17 protein-coding genes are annotated in these 20,480 nt (G+C 59.7%); 7 read left to right on the forward strand and 10 right to left on the reverse strand.

Annotated elements, in window-relative coordinates; genetic code table 11:
- Positions 1 to 62: 62 nt before the first annotated feature.
- From AC22G1_RS05600 to AC22G1_RS05610, 3 genes are all read right to left on the reverse strand, one after another.
- Positions 63 to 923 (reverse strand): winged helix-turn-helix domain-containing protein, encoded by an 861-nt coding sequence (locus AC22G1_RS05600; protein WP_487315892.1) that lies wholly within the window; start codon positions 921 to 923, stop codon positions 63 to 65.
- Positions 924 to 1,030: 107 nt separating this feature from the next.
- Positions 1,031 to 2,902, reverse strand: a complete 1,872-nt coding sequence (locus AC22G1_RS05605) for an MFS transporter (protein ID WP_487315893.1) — start codon at positions 2,900 to 2,902, stop codon at positions 1,031 to 1,033.
- On the reverse strand, positions 2,899 to 3,492 hold the full coding sequence (locus tag AC22G1_RS05610; protein WP_487315894.1) for a TetR/AcrR family transcriptional regulator: 594 nt from the start codon (positions 3,490 to 3,492) through the stop codon (positions 2,899 to 2,901). The genes AC22G1_RS05605 and AC22G1_RS05610 overlap by 4 nt, the downstream gene beginning before the upstream one ends.
- A 229-nt stretch (positions 3,493 to 3,721) precedes the next feature.
- Here AC22G1_RS05610 and cfa point away from each other — a divergent pair, with 229 nt between their 5' ends.
- On the forward strand, positions 3,722 to 4,849 hold the full coding sequence (gene cfa / locus AC22G1_RS05615) for a cyclopropane fatty acyl phospholipid synthase (RefSeq protein WP_487316693.1): 1,128 nt from the start codon (positions 3,722 to 3,724) through the stop codon (positions 4,847 to 4,849).
- Between the two features lie 26 nt (positions 4,850 to 4,875).
- Here cfa and AC22G1_RS05620 read toward each other — a convergent pair whose 3' ends face one another.
- The 4 genes from AC22G1_RS05620 to AC22G1_RS05635 are packed head-to-tail and all read right to left on the reverse strand — an operon-like array spanning position 4,876 to position 7,884.
- A complete protein-coding gene (locus AC22G1_RS05620) occupies positions 4,876 to 5,532 on the reverse strand; it encodes a hypothetical protein (RefSeq protein WP_487315895.1) in 657 nt (218 codons plus the stop codon).
- 2 nt (positions 5,533 to 5,534) lie between these two features.
- Positions 5,535 to 6,686, reverse strand: coding sequence for a flagellar assembly protein T N-terminal domain-containing protein (locus AC22G1_RS05625; RefSeq protein ID WP_487315896.1), 1,152 nt, complete (start codon positions 6,684 to 6,686; stop codon positions 5,535 to 5,537).
- On the reverse strand, positions 6,686 to 7,132 hold the full coding sequence (locus tag AC22G1_RS05630) for an LPP20 family lipoprotein (protein ID WP_487315897.1): 447 nt from the start codon (positions 7,130 to 7,132) through the stop codon (positions 6,686 to 6,688). Before AC22G1_RS05630 ends, AC22G1_RS05625 begins: the two co-directional genes overlap by 1 nt.
- On the reverse strand, positions 7,132 to 7,884 hold the full coding sequence (locus AC22G1_RS05635) for a flagellar basal body L-ring protein FlgH (protein ID WP_487315898.1): 753 nt from the start codon (positions 7,882 to 7,884) through the stop codon (positions 7,132 to 7,134). Before AC22G1_RS05635 ends, AC22G1_RS05630 begins: the two co-directional genes overlap by 1 nt.
- A 155-nt stretch (positions 7,885 to 8,039) precedes the next feature.
- Here AC22G1_RS05635 and AC22G1_RS05640 point away from each other — a divergent pair, with 155 nt between their 5' ends.
- From AC22G1_RS05640 to AC22G1_RS05660, 5 genes are all read left to right on the forward strand, one after another.
- Positions 8,040 to 9,704, forward strand: a complete 1,665-nt coding sequence (locus AC22G1_RS05640; protein WP_487315899.1) for an ATP-binding protein — start codon at positions 8,040 to 8,042, stop codon at positions 9,702 to 9,704.
- Complete coding sequence (locus AC22G1_RS05645) at positions 9,691 to 10,365, forward strand: response regulator (protein ID WP_487315900.1); 675 nt, start codon at positions 9,691 to 9,693, stop codon at positions 10,363 to 10,365. Before AC22G1_RS05640 ends, AC22G1_RS05645 begins: the two co-directional genes overlap by 14 nt.
- A gap of 106 nt (positions 10,366 to 10,471) precedes the next feature.
- Positions 10,472 to 11,662, forward strand: coding sequence for a macrolide transporter subunit MacA (gene macA / locus AC22G1_RS05650; RefSeq protein WP_487315901.1), 1,191 nt, complete (start codon positions 10,472 to 10,474; stop codon positions 11,660 to 11,662).
- A gap of 3 nt (positions 11,663 to 11,665) precedes the next feature.
- Positions 11,666 to 13,618: a MacB family efflux pump subunit gene (locus AC22G1_RS05655; protein ID WP_417359112.1), complete on the forward strand. Its 1,953-nt coding sequence runs from the start codon at positions 11,666 to 11,668 to the stop codon at positions 13,616 to 13,618.
- Positions 13,611 to 15,017, forward strand: coding sequence for an efflux transporter outer membrane subunit (locus AC22G1_RS05660; RefSeq protein WP_487315902.1), 1,407 nt, complete (start codon positions 13,611 to 13,613; stop codon positions 15,015 to 15,017). The genes AC22G1_RS05655 and AC22G1_RS05660 overlap by 8 nt, the downstream gene beginning before the upstream one ends.
- 26 nt (positions 15,018 to 15,043) lie before the next feature.
- Here AC22G1_RS05660 and AC22G1_RS05665 read toward each other — a convergent pair whose 3' ends face one another.
- Positions 15,044 to 15,736, reverse strand: coding sequence for a tRNA-uridine aminocarboxypropyltransferase (locus tag AC22G1_RS05665; RefSeq protein ID WP_487315903.1), 693 nt, complete (start codon positions 15,734 to 15,736; stop codon positions 15,044 to 15,046).
- 54 nt (positions 15,737 to 15,790) lie between these two features.
- Positions 15,791 to 16,798, reverse strand: a complete 1,008-nt coding sequence (locus AC22G1_RS05670; protein ID WP_487315904.1) for an isocitrate dehydrogenase — start codon at positions 16,796 to 16,798, stop codon at positions 15,791 to 15,793.
- A gap of 245 nt (positions 16,799 to 17,043) precedes the next feature.
- Here AC22G1_RS05670 and AC22G1_RS05675 point away from each other — a divergent pair, with 245 nt between their 5' ends.
- Complete coding sequence (locus tag AC22G1_RS05675; RefSeq protein WP_487315905.1) at positions 17,044 to 19,785, forward strand: alpha/beta hydrolase family protein; 2,742 nt, start codon at positions 17,044 to 17,046, stop codon at positions 19,783 to 19,785.
- A gap of 26 nt (positions 19,786 to 19,811) precedes the next feature.
- On the opposite strand, the gene AC22G1_RS05680 is transcribed toward AC22G1_RS05675, so the two are convergent.
- Positions 19,812 to 20,480, reverse strand: coding sequence for an SDR family oxidoreductase (locus AC22G1_RS05680; RefSeq protein ID WP_487315906.1), 669 nt, complete (start codon positions 20,478 to 20,480; stop codon positions 19,812 to 19,814).

A 20,480-nucleotide genomic window follows, 5' to 3' on the forward strand; every position in this document is an offset into this window, starting at 1 on the left:
GGATCATCTGTCTTTGCTAATGAATGTACGTGATTTAACTTGAAGCCTTGTAAATCAGTTGGTTATTTACCTTGATTGGCGGCGGGACGGGCAGGGAAGAAGGGCTGTAATTGCTGGTAAAGGGCGGTGGAATCAAAGGCGATACCCTGGGCACCCTTGGCCATCACCAACTGCCTTTTTTCATCCGAGGGTATGATGGTGTAGAAGAGTACCGGGGTCAGATCGCCCCTGGCCCGCATCTGTTCCAGAAGATGCACCCCGGCCAGCACGTCGTCGTCCCGGCCCATGTCGGTAATAACGGCATTGTGGTGATGGAGCGACAGTATGGTCAGGGCCTCCTCGGTGGAGGTGGCAATGTAAGTGGCAATGCCTTTGGCCTCCAAAAAACGCCGCTCGGCGGTGTTGTTGCTGGGGTGGTCGTCTACCCACAGCACCCGGCCAAGGGCGTTATGCGGCTCGGCAATTTGCAGCGGCGTGTTGTTGGCCGACAGCGGCAGGTACAACAGCAGCGCCGCCAAGGCCATCAACGGCAGCGCCGCCAGCCACAGTTTGCTGGGGCGATTGTTGAGCTTGGGCAAGGCTTGCGGAGGCTCAGAGGGTTGCCTCGGGGCGGCCATCTGCCAGGCATGGCTTTCCAGCCGGTAACCCCGGCCCTTGAGGGTTTGGATCATGGGGGCGTCCAAGCCGTGGTCCTGGCAGAGCTTGCGAAAATCGCTTATTAGCCTGGACAGGGACCAGTCGGACACCACCGTTTCTGGCCACAAGGCATCCAGCAGGGCCTGGCGCGAGCAGCATTCTGGGTAGGCCTCATACAGCAGGTCCAGCAGCTTACCCATGCGGGCATCCAGAGTGACCGACCGCTCGCCGTCACCCAGCTTCAGGTGGTGGGTGTCGAGCAGGAATGTCTCGTGGCGAAATTGCATGGTTGGCGCATCCTACCGCCCTGATTTTTCTGGGCAAAATTTCATCTGTCGATTTTTATTCTGCCTTCTTTTGTAGGAAACGCGATCACTTTTTTGTTTCTTTTTAATTACATTTGTTCGCCGCGCAAGTCTCGTACCTGAGCCTCCAGCTCTGCGGCATCGGTGTGGGCACCGTCCAGGGCCGGGCCAGCAACTATGGCGATTTTTGACCAAAAACGGCCGCGCCCCGGTTTAAAGGCCCCTTTGCCCTGGTGGCTGAAAAAGCTGCCCCACAGGCCCTTCAGTGCCATGGGCACCACCGGCACCGGGCGTTGTTCAAGAATTTTCTCCACTCCTGGCCGGAAGCTGTTGATGTTGCCATCCCGGGTCAGCTTGCCCTCGGGGAAGATACACACCACCTCGCCGGCGGCCAGTTCGGCGTCGATGCGCTCAAAGGCCTGCTGGTAGGTGTCGGGGTCTTGCTTTTGTGAGCAAATGGGAATGGTTTTGGCCACCTTGAACAGCCAGTGCAGCACCGGCAACTGGTAGATGCTTTTGTCCATCACAAAGCGCACCGGGCGCCGGCAACTGCCGGCCAGCAGCAGGGCATCGACAAAGCTGACGTGGTTGCACACCAGCAGCGCCGGCCCTTCTTTGGGGATCTGCGCCAGGCCTTGGCTTTTCACCCGGTAAAAGCTGTGGCTGAGCAGCCAGATGCAAAGACGCAGCACGAACTCGGGCAGCTGGAAGTACACATAGAGCGCCACCGCCGCGTTCATGATGGCCAGCACCCCGAAGTACTGGTCGATGGACAATTCCATCACGCTTAAAAAGAGGATGCCAAAAAGGGCGCTGGCCACCATGAACAGCGCGTTCATTACGTTGTTGGCGGCGATCACCCGGGCCCGTTGGTCTTCATCGGCGCGAGATTGTAAGAGGGCATAAAGGGGCACGATAAAAAGGCCGCCAAAAACCCCGATAAGGGTTAAATCAATCAGCACCCGCCAACCGTAAGGCTCGGCGAGATATGCCCCAAGGCCCATCAGCTGCGGCGCCACTTCGGTGGGTGAGGCAAAGGCCAAGTCCAGGCCAAAGAGGGTCAGCCCTACCGAGCCGATAGGCACCAGGCCCAGCTCCACCTGGCCGCCACTTAAGCGCTCACAGAGCATGGAGCCGATGGCCACCCCCACCGAAAACGCCACCAGCAGCGCCGTGACCACGGTGTTGTCGCCGCCGAGGTTAAGGCGGGCGTAGTTGGCAAACTGGGTGAGGTAACCGGCGCCCAGGAACCAGAACCAGCTGATGGCCATCAAGGAGAGAAACAGGGTGCGGTTTTGGCGGCCGATGCGAAACATCTCCCGGCTTTGCTTCCAGGGTTTGAATTGAAACGGCGGGGCCTTGGGGCTGGCCGGGGCGGCGGGAATAAACCGGGCGGCCAGATACCCGGCCACGGCCAGCACCAGCAGCCCCACGCTTAACCAGCGCAGCGCCGCCTCCATGCCCACCACCAGGCCGCCAGCGATGGTGCCAAGCAAAATGGCCACAAAGGTGCCCATTTCCACCCAGGCATTACCGGCCACCAGTTCCGAGGGCTTTAATAGCTGCGGCAAGATGGCGTATTTGACCGGCCCGAAAAAGGCCGACTGGCTGCCCATCAAAAACAATACCCCCAGCAACAGCAGGTATTGCCCTGCCCACAGCGCCAGCACGGCGCCAGCCATGATGAGGATCTCCCACAGCTTGATGTAACGGATAAGCCGCGCCTTATCCATGCTGTCGGCAAGGCTACCGGCCGTGGCGGAGAACAGCAAAAACGGCAGAATAAAGAGGCCAGCGGCAATGTTCACCGTCAGTGAGCTGTCCTGCCAGGGCAATAGCTGGCTGCCGCCAAAGGTCAGCAGCAGCATCAGCGCATTTTTGAACAGGTTGTCGTTGGCAGCCCCCAGGGCTTGCGTGAAAAACAGCGGCCCGAAACGGCGTTGGCTGAGCAGGGCTTTCATAGGGACTCCTTGTCCAAAACATGGCCGAGCAGGGCGCAGATAAGGGCCTGGCCCTCGGCGCCTTGCAAGAATAATTTGTTGTCGATATCCAACTGGCAGATACCGTGGACGCTGGCCCACAGCATGCGTGCATGAAGATGCAGGGCACTGGCGCTAAGCTCTGGGCGTAGCTCACTAAGGGGGGCTTCTACCAGGCCAAACATGGCTTCGAGCTTGTCGCAAAAATGCGGTGGCAAGCTCTGCCCCTCGGCCAGCTTGTGTTCAAAGATAAGCCGAAAGGCGTGGGGGTGTTCCCGGGCAAAGTTGAGGTAACCAAGGGCGGCGTCCAGCAGCCTGTCCCTGGCCGGCGCTTTGGGGTCGGTAACCGCCAAGCTTTGGGCCAGGCGGTCGAGGGTGGCGCTGTTCACCCTCAGCAGCAGCAGGGCGTAGCTGCCGTACACCGACACCAGAGTGCTGGGGGCATAGCCAATCAAACTGGCGATTTTTCGCAGGCTAAGATCGCTTGCGCTTTGGTTTTGCAGCCACTGCCAGACGGTGTCCACCACCATCTTGTCGAATTCCACCGGGCTGTGATCGTTGCGTCGGCCCATCTCTACTCGCCTAATCGAACACTGTTTTATTGCAATCTACGGCACTGTCAAAAATAACGCAACTTTCCTTTGCACAGAACTTCCCCCAACGATACTCAGGTATGGGTTGATTATTTTTACAGCAATGATGCATGTTTATAAAGATTGGGGGGAACCATGACAGTAACCAACCGACGCTTGCGTAAAGGAGGTTCGGGTGACCAATACACCAAGCAAAGTCAGCACCTTGATGAAGCCGCTTAAAGGTGGTGCTTCCATGACCCTGGCAGCACAGCTGCTGGCCAAGGCCGACATTCAAATCAACGGCGACCGCCCCTGGGACATGCAAGTGCATAACTCCCGGGTGTTCGACGATGCCCTGGCCAGGGGCAACCTGGGCTTAGGCGAGTCCTACATGCATGGCGACTGGGACGCCGAGTCGCTAGATCTGTTCTTCTGCAAGTTGCTGCGCGCCGACATTCCGCAATACCTCAAGCCCTGGAAGCTGGTGGGCAACGTGGTTCGGGCCAAACTCTTCAATTTGCAAAACCGCCGCCGGGCCTGGCAGGTAGGGGAGCAGCATTACGATCTGGGTAACCGCTTCTACGAGGCCATGCTGGATAACCGCCTGGCCTATTCCTGCGGCTATTGGAAAAACGCCACCACCCTCAATCAAGCCCAGGAAGCCAAGCTCGATTTGGTGTGCCGCAAACTGGGGCTGCGCCCCGGCATGAAGGTGCTGGACATCGGCTGCGGCTGGGGCAGTTTTTTAGGCTACGCCGCCGAGCATTACGGCATTAAAGGGGTGGGGGTGACCATCTCCCGCGAGCAGCAGCAATATGCCCTTAAGCGTTATCGCCACCTCAAGCTTGATATCCGCCTTGAAGACTACCGCACCCTTGATGAGCCCTTCGACCGCATTGCCAGCATCGGCATGTTCGAGCATGTGGGGCGCAAGAACCACCGTACCTTTATGGCGGTGGCCCGGCGCTGTCTGGCGCCAGACGGCCTTTGCCTGCTGCACACCATCGGCAAGAACAAGCGCACCAGCACCCCGGACCCCTGGGTAGACAAATACATCTTCCCCAACGGCGACCTGCCGTCGGTAGGGCAGGTGGGGGATGCCGCTGACGGGCTGATGGTGATTGAAGACTTGCACAATTTCGGCAGCGATTACGATAAAACCCTGATGGCCTGGTACCAGAATTTCGAGGCCATCTGGCCTGACTTTGCCGACCACTACCCGCCGCGTTTTTACCGGATGTGGCGCTATTACCTGCTGTCTTGTGCCGGCGCCTTTCGGGCCCGTGACATTCAGCTGTGGCAATACCTGCTCTCGCCCCAGGGGGTGATAGGCGGGGCGCCGAGGGTGAGTTGACAAAAGCCGGCTGATGCCGGCTTTTTTCATGGGGTTTTGGTGGTGCTGGCGGTTTTGGCGGCGGTGTCGTCACCGGTGATTTTATCTGTCACATAATCGACCGGGTTTTTCCCCAGCACTTCGGTGGCGCCAATACTGGCGAGCGTGGTGGCAGCGCCCAACGCGCCGCCATAGAGGGTAGAGCCCAACATCTGCGGCACGTAGCCTTGCTCATCGCCGGTCCATTTCTGGTAGTAGCGGTCCACCACCGGGATATGCTGCAGCGGATTGACTATGTCTATAAAGTCCCCCAGCGACGGGGTGTTGCCATCGGCAAACATCTTCAGGCCGCCGCTGTCTTTGGCGGTCTGCTTGGCGGCGCTCTCGGTGCTATTGGCGGTGGGTAGCATGGCCATGGTCAGCCCCGACACCAGGCTTTGGCTTAAAAAGCTCACCGCCTGGTTGCCGCTTTGCTGGGTGAGAGTGGCGCTGCTGCCGATACCGCCAATGGCTTGTTGCATCACCTGGCCAAGTACCAGATCAAAGCCGCTGTCGCTTGCCGGCTGGGTGGCAGCGCCAGTCATGGTGGCCAACGTGCTGCCAAGGCCGGACAGCCCGGCCAGGGTGGTATCGGTATCATCACTCTTGGTTTTGTCGGTGGCGCTTTGGCCGCCAAGCCCGGTAAAGAGGTTACTGATCTCCATGGTTACTCCCAGAAGCTGTCCAGTTGCACAAGATCCCTGATCTGGATATTCATCGGCATATCACTGTTCAGGGGCGAAAGCTGGCTATGGTCGGGGTAGACCTTAACCACCTCAAATTCGCTGTTTTCGTCGTTAAGGCTGCTGTAGTCGATGCCGTCGGAGCCGGTAAAGTTGTACTGGTGAGACAGGCGGAACACGTCGCCTATCCGCACCCCTTGGCGCCCACCCATGGCGACATCAAGGCTGCCGCCTTCAACCCGGATCACCCGGGTCTTGGGGTGTACGCACTTGAGGGCTTCGCTCATGTCTTCTATTCCGGCCCGCACCAGGCGGCTTATCTCCAGGCCATAGGCCGATTGCCACAGCTGGTCACTTTGCACATCCACCTGGGCGTTAACGGCAAAAGGCCACAGGGTGCGGCTCTCATAACGCTTGCTGAGAATGGGCAGGCCCGAGACGCCGTCGATAAGGTAGAGGGTCATGCCATATTGGCGGATCAGTTGGTCGCTGCTCAGCAGCCCCCCTTCGATTTTACCGAGGGTGAGGTTGTTGATGCTGCCAAGCACCAGGTACTGGGCCTGCTTTTGCTCGGCCAGGCTTTGCAGCTCCTGGCGGTCGTGAGGTTCGAGGCGAGCGGGGTTAACCGCCAGCGGCGCGCTCAGCAGGCTTTTGGGCAGAAAATCGGCGTGGGCCTTGGTCATTTCCTCAAAAAGCCGCGCCGACACTTCTTCTGGCAGGTTCTCAAGGCCGCCCCAGATGGCCTGCTCCGGGTGACTCAGGGTCAAAGGCGCTACCACCACCGATTTGCTGGTCAGGTGGCCGTCGCAGACGGCGCCGTCGTTCCAGATATCGGCCCGCACCGTCACCGACACCTTGTCGTCGCGGCTGTATTCTTCGAGGCGCTGCAGCTGGGTGATATGGCCCTTGGCCCGGACTTGAAAGGCGTTGCCGGTGAGGCTGCCGTTGTCTACGTCGTTGACGATAGACACCGAAGCGCCAGCTTTAAGCACGGCGTCACGGATGGCGGCGCGGGTGGCCTGCTGGCGAGCCAGCTCCTTGTTGCTGTTGATAACAGGCGCGGTGCCGGTGCCGGTATACCAGGCGGCCTGGGCAAGGTGTGGCAGCAGCAGCGCGGCCAGCAGCAAGGGGCGCATCAATACCACCACTTGGTTTCGCTCTCCACCGCTTCATTCTCTACCGTGCCAAGGTCGGCCAGCACGGCGGTGTCGAGTTGCAATTTGGTGGTGTAGAACTTGCCTTCGATATAGTTGCCCACCAGGGTGGCGCCCCTGACCAGACCCTGGACCCGGGTTTCCATGACCTGGCGGTCTACCGTTGAGCCTTTAACCCGAGACAGCGCGCGCACCTGCTGGCCATAGAGCTGTTCTGCCAGGCGCCGGTAGGCGTCAAGGCGCGAGGCTTGCTGGGCCTGAATGAGCTTTTCTTCGTAACTTGGCCCAAGCTGCGCCTCAATGGGGGCGTAGCCGGTGGCTTTGAGCACGGTGCTCTTCTCCGGGGCCTTTAGTTGGTAGCGCACCAATTGTTCGGAGCTGCACCCGGCCAGGGTCAGCAGCGCCAAGGTCAGCAGCAGCGTGCGCATCAGAACGGCCACACTGTGGGGTTATTAAGCTTGTCGGTCAGCCAGCCCAGGCGCTGGCTGTTGGCCAGGGCGCCGGTGCCGGAGTATTCAATGCGGGCGTTGGCGATTTTGGTCGACTGCACCGTGTTGTCAGGGGCCACGTCTTTGGCGCGGATCACCCCGGTCAGGCGGATGTATTCCTTGCCGTTATTAATGAGCAGCCACTTGTCACCGCGCACCAGCAGGTTGTCGTTGCGCAGCACCTTCATCACCGTTACCGTCAGCTCCCCTTCAAAATCGTTGCTTTGGCTGGCGTTGCCGTCGCCTTTGAAGTTCTGCTCCTGGTTGATATCAAGGTTCACTTCCCGGCCGGCTATCTTCAAATTGCCCCCCGGCACCCCGATGGGGTCGAGGGTAAAATCGTTCTTTTTCTTTATTTCGGTGCTGCCTTTTTTACTGGCCTTGGTGGACTCGGCCAGTTGCACCGAGATGATGTCGCCAACCCGGTAATGGGACTGCTCTACATAGAGGCTGCGGGCCTGGGCGGCGTTAAACAGCGAGCCGGTGGGCTCCACTTGCATCGGCTCCGGGCCGGGCTCCAGGGCTGCGTAGTAGGGGTCGTTGGGGGTGGCTTCATCCATTTTTTGGACCGGGGTGCCGGGGGCCGGCAGGGCGCGGGCTTCGGCGCCTTTGGGCGGGGCAGACGGGCCGGATGCACAACCGCTGGCAAGGGTTGCCAGCGCAAGGCTCAAAGCAAGCAAGTGGCGTGACATGGACGCACTCCTCCTATTAGGTATGCAGGCGAGCATAATTTTCAAATGTGCAGCAACGGCGCAAACAGAGTGCAAAGTCCTGTAAAGAGTGAGGATGAAAATGACGAATGCTTGCAAAATTGGCTGGTATTTTTACAAAGGTAAAAAGCAGAGCCGTGGGTAGATTCAAGTTGCTGAGCAGTATCAAGGGGAAATTGCTGCTGGCTATCTCGTCGTTGCAGATCGCCGTCCTCATCGCCGCCATTTTGGCAACGGCCTGGGTGTTTGACCGTGGCTTGGAAACCTACCAAGAGTCGGTGGAAAAACAGCGGCTAACCCCTATCGTGGTGGCTCTTAGCGAGGCTTATCAGAGCCACAATAATGACTGGCAGTGGCTGGCCAAAGATCGCTGCTTTTTGTTTGGGCTTATCAACAAATACCTGTTTGACCACGCCGGGCCGGCGCCGCGCTGCGCCGATGAAAACGGTAAGGTCAGCATCGCTTTCGATGGCGGCGCTGAAGCCTCCTATAAAGGGCCAAGCCCTCAACGGGGCCAAGACCACGACCCACAAATGGGGCCACCGCCGCCGCAGTGGTCTGGTGAAGGCCCAAAGCCCGAACCTGGCCAAGACCGCTTTGCCCCGCCCGGGCAAGGGGATGAACGGATGGACGGCCCCCCTGAGCGCTTTGACGATCGCGGCGCCTTTATCGGCCCGGCAATAACCCGGACCAACGACGACGGCTCGCTGCTCTCTCCCATGCTGCGGGTATTCGACGCCAACGGCGAGCAGATAATGGGGCCGCCCCAAGAGCCCCATAACCTGCAATTTAAACCCATAGTGGTGGACGCCAAGGTGGTGGGCTACCTGGGGTATGAACCTCGCACCATGCTGGGCCAGAACATCGTCAACGCCTTTAAGCAGCAGCAGCTGTGGGGTTACTTGGTGGTGCTGATCGTGGCCATGGTCATGACAGTGGGAGTCGCCTTGGTGCTAACCCGCTGGTTTGGTACCCCCATGGAGAAGCTGGCGGTAGGCACCCGAGCCCTGATTCGCGGTGAACACGGCATCAAGGTCGATATCGCCGGTAACGATGAATTTGCGCATCTTGCCAAGGATTTCAACCGGTTATCTGAAGCGCTTTATCAAAATCGCGAGGCCAACCAGCAGTGGATAGCGGATATCGCCCACGACCTTCGCACCCCGATGTCGGTGCTCAAGGGCGAGCTGGAAGCCTTGCAAGACGGCATCCGTAAATGGACGCCACAGACGGTGGACTCGCTGATCGTCGAGGTGGAACACCTGGTGCGGCTGGTGGATGACCTGCACGTGTTGTCGGTGTCGGAAGTGGGCGCCGTCAACTATCAGCTTAAGTCCTTGAACTTTTCACAATTGCTGTGGCGTTCGCTGGAACTCCACTCCCAGGGGCTCAGTCGTAAGGGCATCCGCCTGACAGTGAATGTGAAGAACAACCTGTGGGTGGTGGGCGACAGCAGTTATTTGTCACGGTTACTGGACAACCTGATGAAGAACACCCTGGCCTACACCGAGGCCCCGGGCAAGCTGCATGTCGAGCTGGTGGACTCCGGTGGCGAGCTGTTCTTGCACTGGTCGGATTCCTCGCCGGGGGTGAGCGATGCCTCCCTCAAGCGGCTGACCGAGCGGCTCTACCGGGACGAGCGCTCCCGTAACAAGGGCAGCGGCGGGTCGGGGTTGGGCCTGGCCATCGCCGAAGCCATAGTCCAGGCCCATCACGGGCATATGCAGGCAGATCACAGCCCTATGGGCGGTCTGTCGTGGATCATCAGATTGCCGTTGGAAGAGAGTCATGAATACGAATAGTCGCGTTCTTATCGTTGAAGACGAGCTGAAAATTGCCACCCTGCTGGTGGAGTACTTCCAGGCCGCTGGCTTTGACTGCGTGCACCTGGACCGGGGCGACGTGGTGATGACGGTCTTTCATGAGCAGGAGTTTGACCTGGTGCTGCTGGACCTGATGCTGCCGGGCATCGACGGCCTGGAGATCTGCCGGCGCATCCGCGCTATCTCCATGGTGCCTATCATGATGCTCAGCGCCCGCACCGACGAGGTAGACCGGCTGCTGGGCCTGGAGCTGCAGGCCGACGACTACATCTGCAAACCCTTTAGCCCCCGGGAAGTGGTGGCCAGGGCCCGTGGCCTGCTGCGCCGCACCCAGAGCCAGTGGCACAGCGACAAGGTGGTGCTGGATAACCACTCCTACCAGGTGCGCCACGGCGCCAGCACCATCGATTTGACCAAGGTCGAGTTCGAGCTGTTAAAAATCCTCTACCAGCAGCCGGGGCGCATTTATTCACGGGCGCAGCTGATGAATGCCATGTACCGCGATTACCGGGTGGTGGCTGAGCGCACCGTCGACAGCCACGTGAAAAAACTGCGTAAAAAGCTCAAGGATCTCACCCCAGAGCACGAGCTTATCCAGTCGGTCTATGGCCTTGGCTACAAGTACGAGCAATGCCGTTGATTGCCACTTCTACAACACTGTAAAGTTGTTAAAAGATAAGGATTTCAGTGCTTTCGTCATGGTTAACTAACACCATGACAAAGTACCCACAGTGTTGGATAAGGGAATGAATAAACAGCTTTTGCGTAAATGGCCCTGGTTGCTACTGGCCCTGGTGTTGGTGGTAGCCCTGGCCTGGTGGTTCTGGCCCCGGCCCCCCAAGCACAACTTCCTCACCGTTGATGTTAAAAAAGCCAACATCGAAAGCGCGGTGCTGGCGAGCGGTGTGCTTGAGCCCTTCCAGGAAGTGGACGTGGGCGCCCAGGTGTCGGGCCAGGTGCAAAAGCTTAACGTCACCCTTGGCGAGACGGTCACCAAAGGCCAGCTGTTGGCGGTGATTGACCCCACCATCAAAGAAAACGACCTGCAAACCGCTGAAGCTTCTTTAGATAACGTGCGTGCCCAGAAGCAGGCCAAAGAAGCGCTGCTGCGCCAATACCTGGCCCAGTACCAGCGCGAGCAGGCCATGAGCCGCCAGGACGCTGCCGCCAAGGCTGATCTGGAATCGGCCGAAGCCAACTACCAAACCACCTTGGCCGACATTGCCGCCATCAAGGCGCAAGTGGTGCAGGCCGAGCTGGAAGTGAACACTGCCAAGACCAACCTCGGTTACACCCAGATAACGGCCCCCATGAACGGGGTGGTCACTTCTATTGTCACCAAGGAAGGGCAGACCGTTAACGCCAATCAAAGCGCCCCGACCATCCTGGTGCTGGCCAACCTCGACACCATGACCGTCAAGGCCGAGATCTCCGAGGCCGATGTCACCAAGGTCAAAGCCGGCCAGCATGTGTACTTCACCACCCTTGGCGAGCCCGACAAGCGTTTTGAAGCCACCTTGCGCAGCATCGAGCCGTACCCCACCACCATCAGCGGCAGCTCGTCCAGCGAGTCGTCCAGCTCCGACGCCACAGACGCCGTGTATTATTACGGCCTCTTTGATGTGCAAAACCCCGGCCACGAACTGCGTAAATACATGACCGCCGAAGTGCACATCGTACAAAGCGAAGCCAAGGACACCTTGTCCATTCCCATCTCCCAACTGGGTAAATCCCTTGGCGATAACCACTATCAGGTGCTGGTGCTGCAACATGGCCGCCCCCCTCATCCCCAGACCATCACCACCGGCATTCGTGACAACATCAATGTGCAGGTGCTCGATGGCCTCAAGGAAGGGGACAAACTGGTGGTGGGCGATAACGCCATGACCTTCAGTGAAGAAGGCCGCCGCCGCCCCCGTGGTCCGTTCGGGTTCTAAGCCATGGCAGCCTTATTGGAACTGACCGGCATCTGGCGTTATTTTCGCTCCGGCGACGACGACGTAGCAGTGCTCAAAAATATCAACCTGACGATAAACGCCGGGGAAATGGTGGCGATTGTCGGGCAATCTGGCTCGGGTAAATCCACCCTGATGAACATCCTCGGTTGCCTGGACAAAGCCTCCAAGGGCCAGTACCGGGTGGCGGGCAAGGATGTCAGCACCCTGGACTCTGACGAGCTGGCCACGCTTCGGCGCGAACACTTCGGGTTTATCTTCCAGCGCTATCACCTGCTGACCCACCTGGACGCCGTGGACAACGTGCTGATGCCCGCTATTTACACCGGCGCCGGCAAGCAAAGCCGCCGCGAGCGGGCCCAGCAATTGCTGGCACGGCTTGGCCTGGCCGACCGTGGCCACCACAAACCGGGGCAGCTTTCTGGCGGCCAGCAGCAAAGGGTCAGTATTGCCCGGGCCTTGATGAACGGCGGCGACGTTATTCTCGCCGACGAGCCCACCGGCGCCCTGGACACCCAGAGCGGCAAGGAAGTGATGGCCATCCTCAAAGAGCTTAATGAGCTTGGCCATACGGTGATCATCGTGACCCACGACATGGACGTGGCCAACCACGCCAAGCGGGTTATCGAAATTCGCGACGGCGACATCATCGCCGACCGCGCCATCGACCATGCCGTGCCCCTGGAAGGGCCGGCGGCCGTGGACAAACCCGGCCAGCGCAGCGCCCCCTGGTTTAGTGGCTGGGGCCGCTTTGGCGAAGCTTTCAAGATGGCGGCTATCGCCATGGCGGCGCACCGGATGCGCACCTTGCTGACCATGCTTGGGATCATCATCGGCATTACTGCCGTGGTCACGGTGGTGGCGGTGGGGCAGGGCGCCCGTCAGCAGGTGATTGAGAACATCAATGCCATCGGCACCAACACCATCGATATTTTTGCCGGTACCGGCTTTGGCGACCGCCATTCCAACCGCATCCAAACCCTGGTGCCCTCGGATCTTGAGGCCCTGCAGGCCCAGGTCTATATCGATAGCGCCACCCCCAACCTTTCTACCTCGGTCAAGGCCCGCTACGGCAATGTGGCCTCCGATGCCACGGTGCGCGGGGTCTCGGAGCAGTACTTCGATGTAGAAGACATGACCATGGCCACTGGCGAGCGCTTTTCGGCCCTTGACGTGAAAAACCTGGCCCAGGTGGCGGTGGTGGATAAAAACACCCAAAAGACCCTGTTTGGGGAAAACGGCAATGCGCTGGGCAAAGTGGTGATGCTGGGCAATGTGCCCTTTACCATCGTCGCGGTGGCCAACGACAAAGACAGCGCTTTTCGGTTTGACCAGAACCTGCAAATTTACGTGCCCTACACCTCGGTGATGACCCGCATGCTGCGCCAGCACTTTTTCAGCTCGCTGACAGTGCGGGTAGCCGACGGCGTATCCAACGCGCTGGCTGAGCAGGGTATTACCCAACTGCTCACCAACCGCCACGGCACCAAGGACTTCTTCACCCGAAGCTCCGACAGCATCTTGCAGGCGGTCACCAAAACCACCGCCACCATGACCCTGCTTATCTCCTCTATCGCCGTTATTTCCCTTATCGTCGGCGGTATCGGGGTGATGAACATCATGCTGGTGTCGGTGACCGAACGGACCAAGGAGATTGGTATTCGCATGGCGGTGGGTGCCCGCCAGACCGATATCCTGCAGCAGTTTTTGATAGAGGCGGTACTGGTGTGCCTTTTGGGCGGCACCATCGGCATTTTGCTGTCCTTTGCGGTTGGCGCCGTGATGTCGGTAATGGCGAGCTCTCTGAGCCTGAGCTTCTCCGCCACCGCCATTGTTGGCGCCTTTGTCTGTTCTTCCCTGATTGGCGTGGTGTTCGGCTTCTTGCCGGCCCGTAACGCCGCCAGGCTCGACCCCATTGAGGCCCTTGCCCGTGAATAACGCCAAACCCCTGTTACTGGCCCTGGCCGTCGCCCTGGCCCTTGGCGGCTGCGCCCGCACCCAGTACCAACGCCCCGATGCGGCCATCCCCAACCAATGGAGCCAGCCGCTCTCGGGCCAGGCCTATGCGGCCGATGCGCGCTGGTGGGACAGCTTTAACGATCCGGCGCTCAGCGCCCTTATCGACAAGGTGCTGGCCAACAACAACGACTTGGCTGCCGCCACCCTGACTCTGCGCCAGGCCATGTTGCAGTCCGATCTTACCAATACCAACCTGACCCCGGATGTCTCGGCCGGTGTCAGCGCCAGCAAGTCCAAGGACATCAAGCACGGCGCCAGCAGCGACCCGAGCTATTCTGCCAATCTCAGCCTCTCCTACGAGCTGGACTTGTGGGGCAAGCTGGCTGCCGCTCGCGACCAGGACGCCTGGGAGGCCATTGCCACCGGCTATGACCGCCAGGCAACGGCGCTGGCGCTGGTGGGCACCACCGCCCAGCTGTACTGGCAGCTGGGTTACCTGAACCAGGCGATTCGCGACGGCGAGGCCTCCATCGGCTACGCCCAAAAGACCCTGGAGCTGGTTAAAGTGCGCTATGAGGCCGGAGACGTGTCGCGCCTTGAGCTGCTGCAAGCCCAGCAATCGGTGGCCTCGCAGCAATCGAATCAAGCGGCCCTTGAGCAGCAGCGCAGCGAAGCCCGCAGCGCCCTTGCCATCCTCTTTAACCAAGGCCCCAATAACCAGGAGGCCGAGCCTGCAAGCCTGCCGGCCATCACCTTGCCTTTGGTGCCAGCCGGGCTGCCGGCCGATGTACTGGCCCGCCGCCCCGACCTGGAAGCCGCCGAATGGCGCCTTAAGGCAAGCCTTGCCAATGTCGACGCGGTGACCGACAGCTTCTACCCCAGCCTGACCCTCACCGGCAGCCTGGGCTCAAGCTCCGATGCCCTTAAAAACGTGCTGCAAAACCCCATTGCCACCCTCGGGGCCGGCCTGGCACTGCCCTTTATCCAGTGGCACACCCGGGATCTGAGCATCCAGGTGGCCGATACCCAATACCAAAAGGCGGTGGTGAATTTTCGCCAGAGCCTCTACAGCGCTTTCAAAGAAGTGGAAGACAGCCTCTCGGCCCGCGACAACTACCGGCGCCAGGGCGAGGTGTTGGCGCAATACCTGGCGGCGGCCAAGGAAGCCGAGCAAATCGCCCGGGTACGTTATGAAAGCGGCGCCACCGACGTGCAGGACTTTTTGGATCAGCAGCAGCAGCGCCGTACCGCCGAGCTCTCGGTGGTGCAAAATCGCTACAACCAGCTCAGTAACCTGATGACCCTCTATCAGGCCCTGGGCGGCGGCATAGAAAAGACGTTGGTTGAAAACCCGCCGGCCAGTAGCGCCGGGCAATAAAAAAGGCAGCCTGATGGCTGCCTTTTTTATGATTGGGCGCTTAAGGCCGTTAGCGCCGAAAGCGCCTCTGGCCCCGGCAGACCGTGGCGCTTGGCGGCCAGGTAATGGGCCGAGAAGGCGCCAAGCCAGGCGGTGAGGTACTGGCCGTTAAACCCTTCCCCGGCTTGCTCCAGCAGCAGCGCCGCCACTTCGGCGGTGCATAGGTGGCCGTCCTGGTGCTGGTTTCTCAGCAAAAAGCCCGACAAAAGCTCGCCGTCGATGGCGGTCACTGGATAAGGGTCCAAGTAGCGGCTGGAGCGCAGCATTTTGGCCGCCTGGGGCCAGGTGGCATCGAGGATAAGGAGCTTAACCGGGCCGCTCTCGGGCAGCGGCGCCAGGCGCGCGGGCGCCACATAGTGGCTGGGAAAGACGATACGGGTGGTTTCGTCCAGCCAGTCAAGGAGCGCCGGCTCGGGTTCGGTGCGGTGCCAGGCAAAGGCGCGGGTCTGGGGGAGCAAGTCGCAAATCAGCTTGCCGGTATTGCTGGGCTTAAAGGGCTCGTTGCGGTGCATCAAAAGCGCGAATTCGAGGCGGCTTTTGAGCGCCCGGCGATGGGGGCACAGGCAAAACTCTGGCACCAAGGCGCAGCCTTCGCAGCGTACCACCTTGTGGCCACGGGCAAGATAAGGCCGCTGGCTTTGGGCCTTGAGGCGCTGTTTGAGTTCCAGTACGGCGTTCATGCGGCGTCCATAAAAAAGGCCCCGGTTGGGGCCTCTTTTTAACTAAGCCGGGGCTTAGAGGCGGTCCAGGATGGACTGGGTGAAGTCGGTGGTAGAGCCGGTGCCGCCCAGATCGCGGGTGGTACGGTCGCCAGAGTCGATGACTTCGGTCAGGGCTTTGCGGATCTTCTCGGCTTTGTCTTGCATGCCCAGGTATTCGAGCATCTGGATGGAGGCCAGAATAACGGAGCTGGGGTTGGCAATGTTCTTGCCGGCGATGTCAGGGGCAGAGCCGTGCACCGCTTCGAAGATGGCAGCGCCGGCACCGATGTTGGCGCCAGGAGCCATACCCAGGCCGCCTACCAGGCCAGCGCAGAGGTCGGAGACGATGTCGCCGAACAGGTTGGTGGTCACGATGACGTCGAAACGCTCGGGGTACATCACCAGGTTCATGCAGCAGGCGTCAACGATCATCTCTTCGAACTGGATGTCGCTGTTTTCCTTGGCCACTTCGCGGGCCACTTCCAGGAACAGGCCGGAGGTGGTTTTGAGGATGTTGGCCTTGTGAACGGCGGTGACTTTCTTGCGGTTTTCGCGGCGAGCCAGGTCAAAGGCAAACTCCACGATGCGTTTGGCGCCGTCACGGGTAATGAGGGACTTGGCTTCGGCCTGGGTGCGGTCTTCGTTCACCACTTGGCCGGCACCGGAGTACATGCCTTCGGTGTTTTCACGCACGGTGATGATGTCGATGTTGTCGTAACGGGCCTTGGTGCCTTTAAAAGACAGTACCGGGCGTACGTTAGCGTACAGCTGGAATTTTTTACGCAGGGAAACGTTGATGGAGGTAAAACCGCCGCCAACCGGAGTCGTCAGTGGGCCTTTGAGGGTAACTTTGTTCTTTTCAATCAGATCCAGGGTTTCCTGGGGCAGCAGCTCGCCGGTTTCTTCCAGGGCGGCAAGGCCGGCCTTGGCAAAATCGTATTCAAAGTCGCAGCCTGCCTTGTCGAGGACCTTAAGGGCAGAATCGATGATATCGGGACCGATCCCGTCGCCTGGGATCACGGTAATACGTTGTTTGCTCATGACGCACTGACTCCGTGCAATTTTGCATGCTTGGTATTGTAGTAAAGGCGACCACAACTGCCGCACTATTAACAGTCAGGTGCCTGTGAAGCGCGCTTTTATAGCATATTTAGCCGCTGTTCTCCACGTAATGCGTTGTTACGTCTTATCAACTTGTCGTTTGCTGGCAGCTGTCCGTGGCCTGTGCGTTGGCCGCAGCCAAGGCCGTTGCTAGACTCGCCCAAAACCCCATAAGCGTGACTGCCATGTTTGCTATCCGTACCTTGCTGCTCAGTGCCGTGCTCAGCACCGGCGCCTACGCCGAAGGCCGCCCTGTTACCTTGCAGGATTTGATGGCCTTTAAATCTATTGACCAACCGGTGCTCTCCGACAACGGCGCCGTGGCGGCCTTTAGTGCCCAGCCCGACCGGGGCGATGCTACCGGTGTGGTGCGCCTGACTGACGGCAGCAAAAAGCTGACCGTAGTCGGCGGCACCGCGCCAGTGCTCACCCCAGACGGCCGCTATGTGGCTTTTTGGCAGCCTGCCGGCCTCCTTGAGCAGTTACAGGCCGAGCAGGCCAAGAAAAAGGACAAGCTTAAAAAGGCGCTGGTGGTGATAGACAGCCAAACCGGCCGCCAACAACGCTTTGAGGCGGTGAGCCGCTTTGCCCTGGCCGACAAAGGCGGCCGCCTGGCGGTGGAGCTTGAAAAGGCGCCAAGCACCGATGAAAAAGGCGCTAAAAAGGCCAAGGCCGAGAAAACCCTGCTGCTGGTGAACCTTGAAAGCGGCCAGCAGCACTCTTTGGGTAAGGTGGCGGATTTTGCCTTTAAACCCGGCAGCGACGCCCTGCTGTATGCCATCGACCCCAAGGCCGAGGGCGACAAAGGCGAACTGCGCCTTTTTACCGGCCAAAGCGAGCTGGTGCAAAGCCGCACCGGCCAGCTCTATCGCCAGCTGAGTTTCAGTAAAGACGGCAAGCTCTACGCCGCCCTTCGCGGTAATAAAAACGATGACGAGCAAAGCCGCCCCTACCAGGTGCTGGTCTCTCAAGGCGGCAAGCTCAAAGAGCTGCAAACCCCGGAAGACGGCTTTTACGTCAGCGCCCCCAACGAGCTGCGCTTTACCCTCGATGACCGCCGCCTCTTTGTGGGCCGCAAGCCGGTTGCCGCCCCCGACACCCGGGTCACCCCGGATGTGCACAGCCAAAGCGATTTGACCAACATCGACAAAATCGTTGCCGGCCGCACCCTGGAGGTTTGGCAGGGCGACGACCCGCGCATCAAGCCCCAGGAAAAGCTCACCTACAAGGAGCGGCAAAAGCACCGCTACCTGGGGGTATTTCACCTCAATAATGGCCGGTTCGTGCCTCTGGCCGATGCAGCGGTGCCGGATGTGGCCATGGGCGAGCAAAGCGGCTACCTGCTGGGTTCGAGCGACATTCCTTACCTTAAGGAAGTGACCTGGAACGGCTTTTACCGCGACTACTACGCCGTCAACCTCTCCACTGGGGAAAAGCAGGTGATTGCTCGCCACCTGGGCCAGGCCCCGAGCCTGTCGCCCCAGGGCCACTTTGCGGTGTTTTTTGACGCCGGCGACGTGAAAATCGCTGATATTCGCAAGCAAAAACTGCTGAACCTCACCAAAGGCCTGCCCATCGGCTTTGGCGACGAAGACAACGACTACCCGGCGCCCGCTCCCGGTTACGGCTTTGGCCCCTGGTACAGCGACGGCTCGGCGGTGCTGGTGTACGACAAGTTCGACATCTGGCAGATGGGGGCGGACGGCAAGGCCAAGCAACTTACCCACAAAAGGGCCGATAAGCTTGAGCTTCGGGTAGTGAGCCCAGACCCAGAGCTGCCCGAGGTTAAAAATGGCGACAAGCTGCTGCTAACCGGTTACTCCGACAAAGACAAGTACACCGGCTTTTTCCGCCTGACCCTCGGCCAGGACGGGGTGTCGCCGCTGATGGTATCGCCCAACACCTACCAGTTTGTGGCCAAGGCCAAGCGCAGCGACACCTGGCTTTTTACCCGCGAGGCGTTCAACGAGTTCCCGGATTTGTGGGTGGATAACGGCGATTTTCGCGCGCCGCGCAAGCTCACCGAGGTTAACCCCGTCACCAAAGAATTGGCCTGGGGCAAGCCGGAGCTGGTGCACTGGCACAACCTGGACGGCACACCGCTGGACGGGGTGCTGATTAAGCCCGCTGGCTATGAGCCCGGCAAGCGCTACCCGGTGCTGGTCTATTACTACCGCTTTATGACCGACCGGCTTTATCGCTTCAACGAGTTCAAGGTTAACCACAGGCCCAACTTTGCCTATTACACCTCCAATGGCTATGCCATGTTCCTGCCCGATATCCGTTTTGACATCGGCACCCCGGGCAAAAGCTCGGTGTCGGCGCTGGTGCCGGGGGTGCAAAAGCTGGTCGACATGGGCATCGCTGACCCCAAGGCCATCGGCCTGCACGGCCATAGCTGGTCTGGCTACCAGACCGCCTATGTGGTCACCCAGACCAATATCTTTGCCGCCGCCGCGGCTGGCGCGCCGGTCTCCAACATGACCAGCGCCTATTCTGGCATTCGCCTGGGCACTGGCCTTTCTCGCCAGTTCCAGTACGAAACCGGCCAAAGCCGTATCGGCCAGAGCCTTTTTGAAGCGCCGGAGCTTTATATCGAGAACTCGCCGCTGTTCTATGCCGACCGCATCCACACGCCGCTGCTGATTGAGTTTGGCGACAAAGACGATGCCGTACCCTGGCAGCAGGGTATTGAGCTGTACTCGGCGCTGCGCCGCCTCAACAAACCGGTGGTGATGCTGCAATACGAAGGGGAGCCCCATCACCTCAAGCAGTATCCCAACAAGCTCGATTACACCATCAAGATGAAGGCCTTTTTCGACCACTTCCTAAAAGGGGCGCCAGCCCCCACTTGGTGGAGCCAGGGCGAGCCCTATCGCCCGGCCCCCAAGGCCAAGGAAGAGAAAAAGACGCCCGAAAAGGCATGAAAAAAGCGGCCCTCGGGCCGCTTTTTTTACCAGGGCAGGGGCGTGCCGTCGTGATTGAAAAAGCGCCCCGAGCGGGTTTCATCCAACTCGTCGATACGAGCGGTGAGCCCGGCTACCGAGGTGCCGACATCAATCAGCGCCCGGGGGCCGCCCATATCGGTTTGCACCCAGCCGGGGTGGTAAATCCCTACTTTGACGCCGTCTGAGGCCAGATCTACCGCCAGGGTTTTGGCCACCGAATTCAGGGCCGCCTTGCTGGCCCGGTAGCTGTAATAGCTGCCGGAGCCGTTGTCGCTCATCGAGCCCATCAAGGAGGTGATAAACACCAGCTTGCGGGTTTGACCGGCCAACAGATTGGGCAGCAGCGCCTGGGTCAGCAGCAAGGGGCCAAGGGCGTTGACCTGGATGCTGTGGGCGAAGTTAAAGGCGTCTACCTCGTCCAGATCCCCTTCGGGGTGCAGCACCCCGGCGTTATGGATAAGGATGTCGATGGCTTCGCCGTCCAAGGTCTTGGCCAGATCGTTGATGGATTGCTGCTGGTTAAGATCCAAAAACAGCGGCCTGGCGCCGAGGCTGGCCACCTTGTTGGCGTGGCGCTCGTCGCGCACCGTGACGCTGACCTGATGGCGCATGGCGTAGAAGCTGGCCATTTCCAGACCAATGCCACGGCCACCACCGGTGATGAGAATCTTCAT

This window comes from Gallaecimonas zhanjiangensis, from assembly GCF_057624825.1.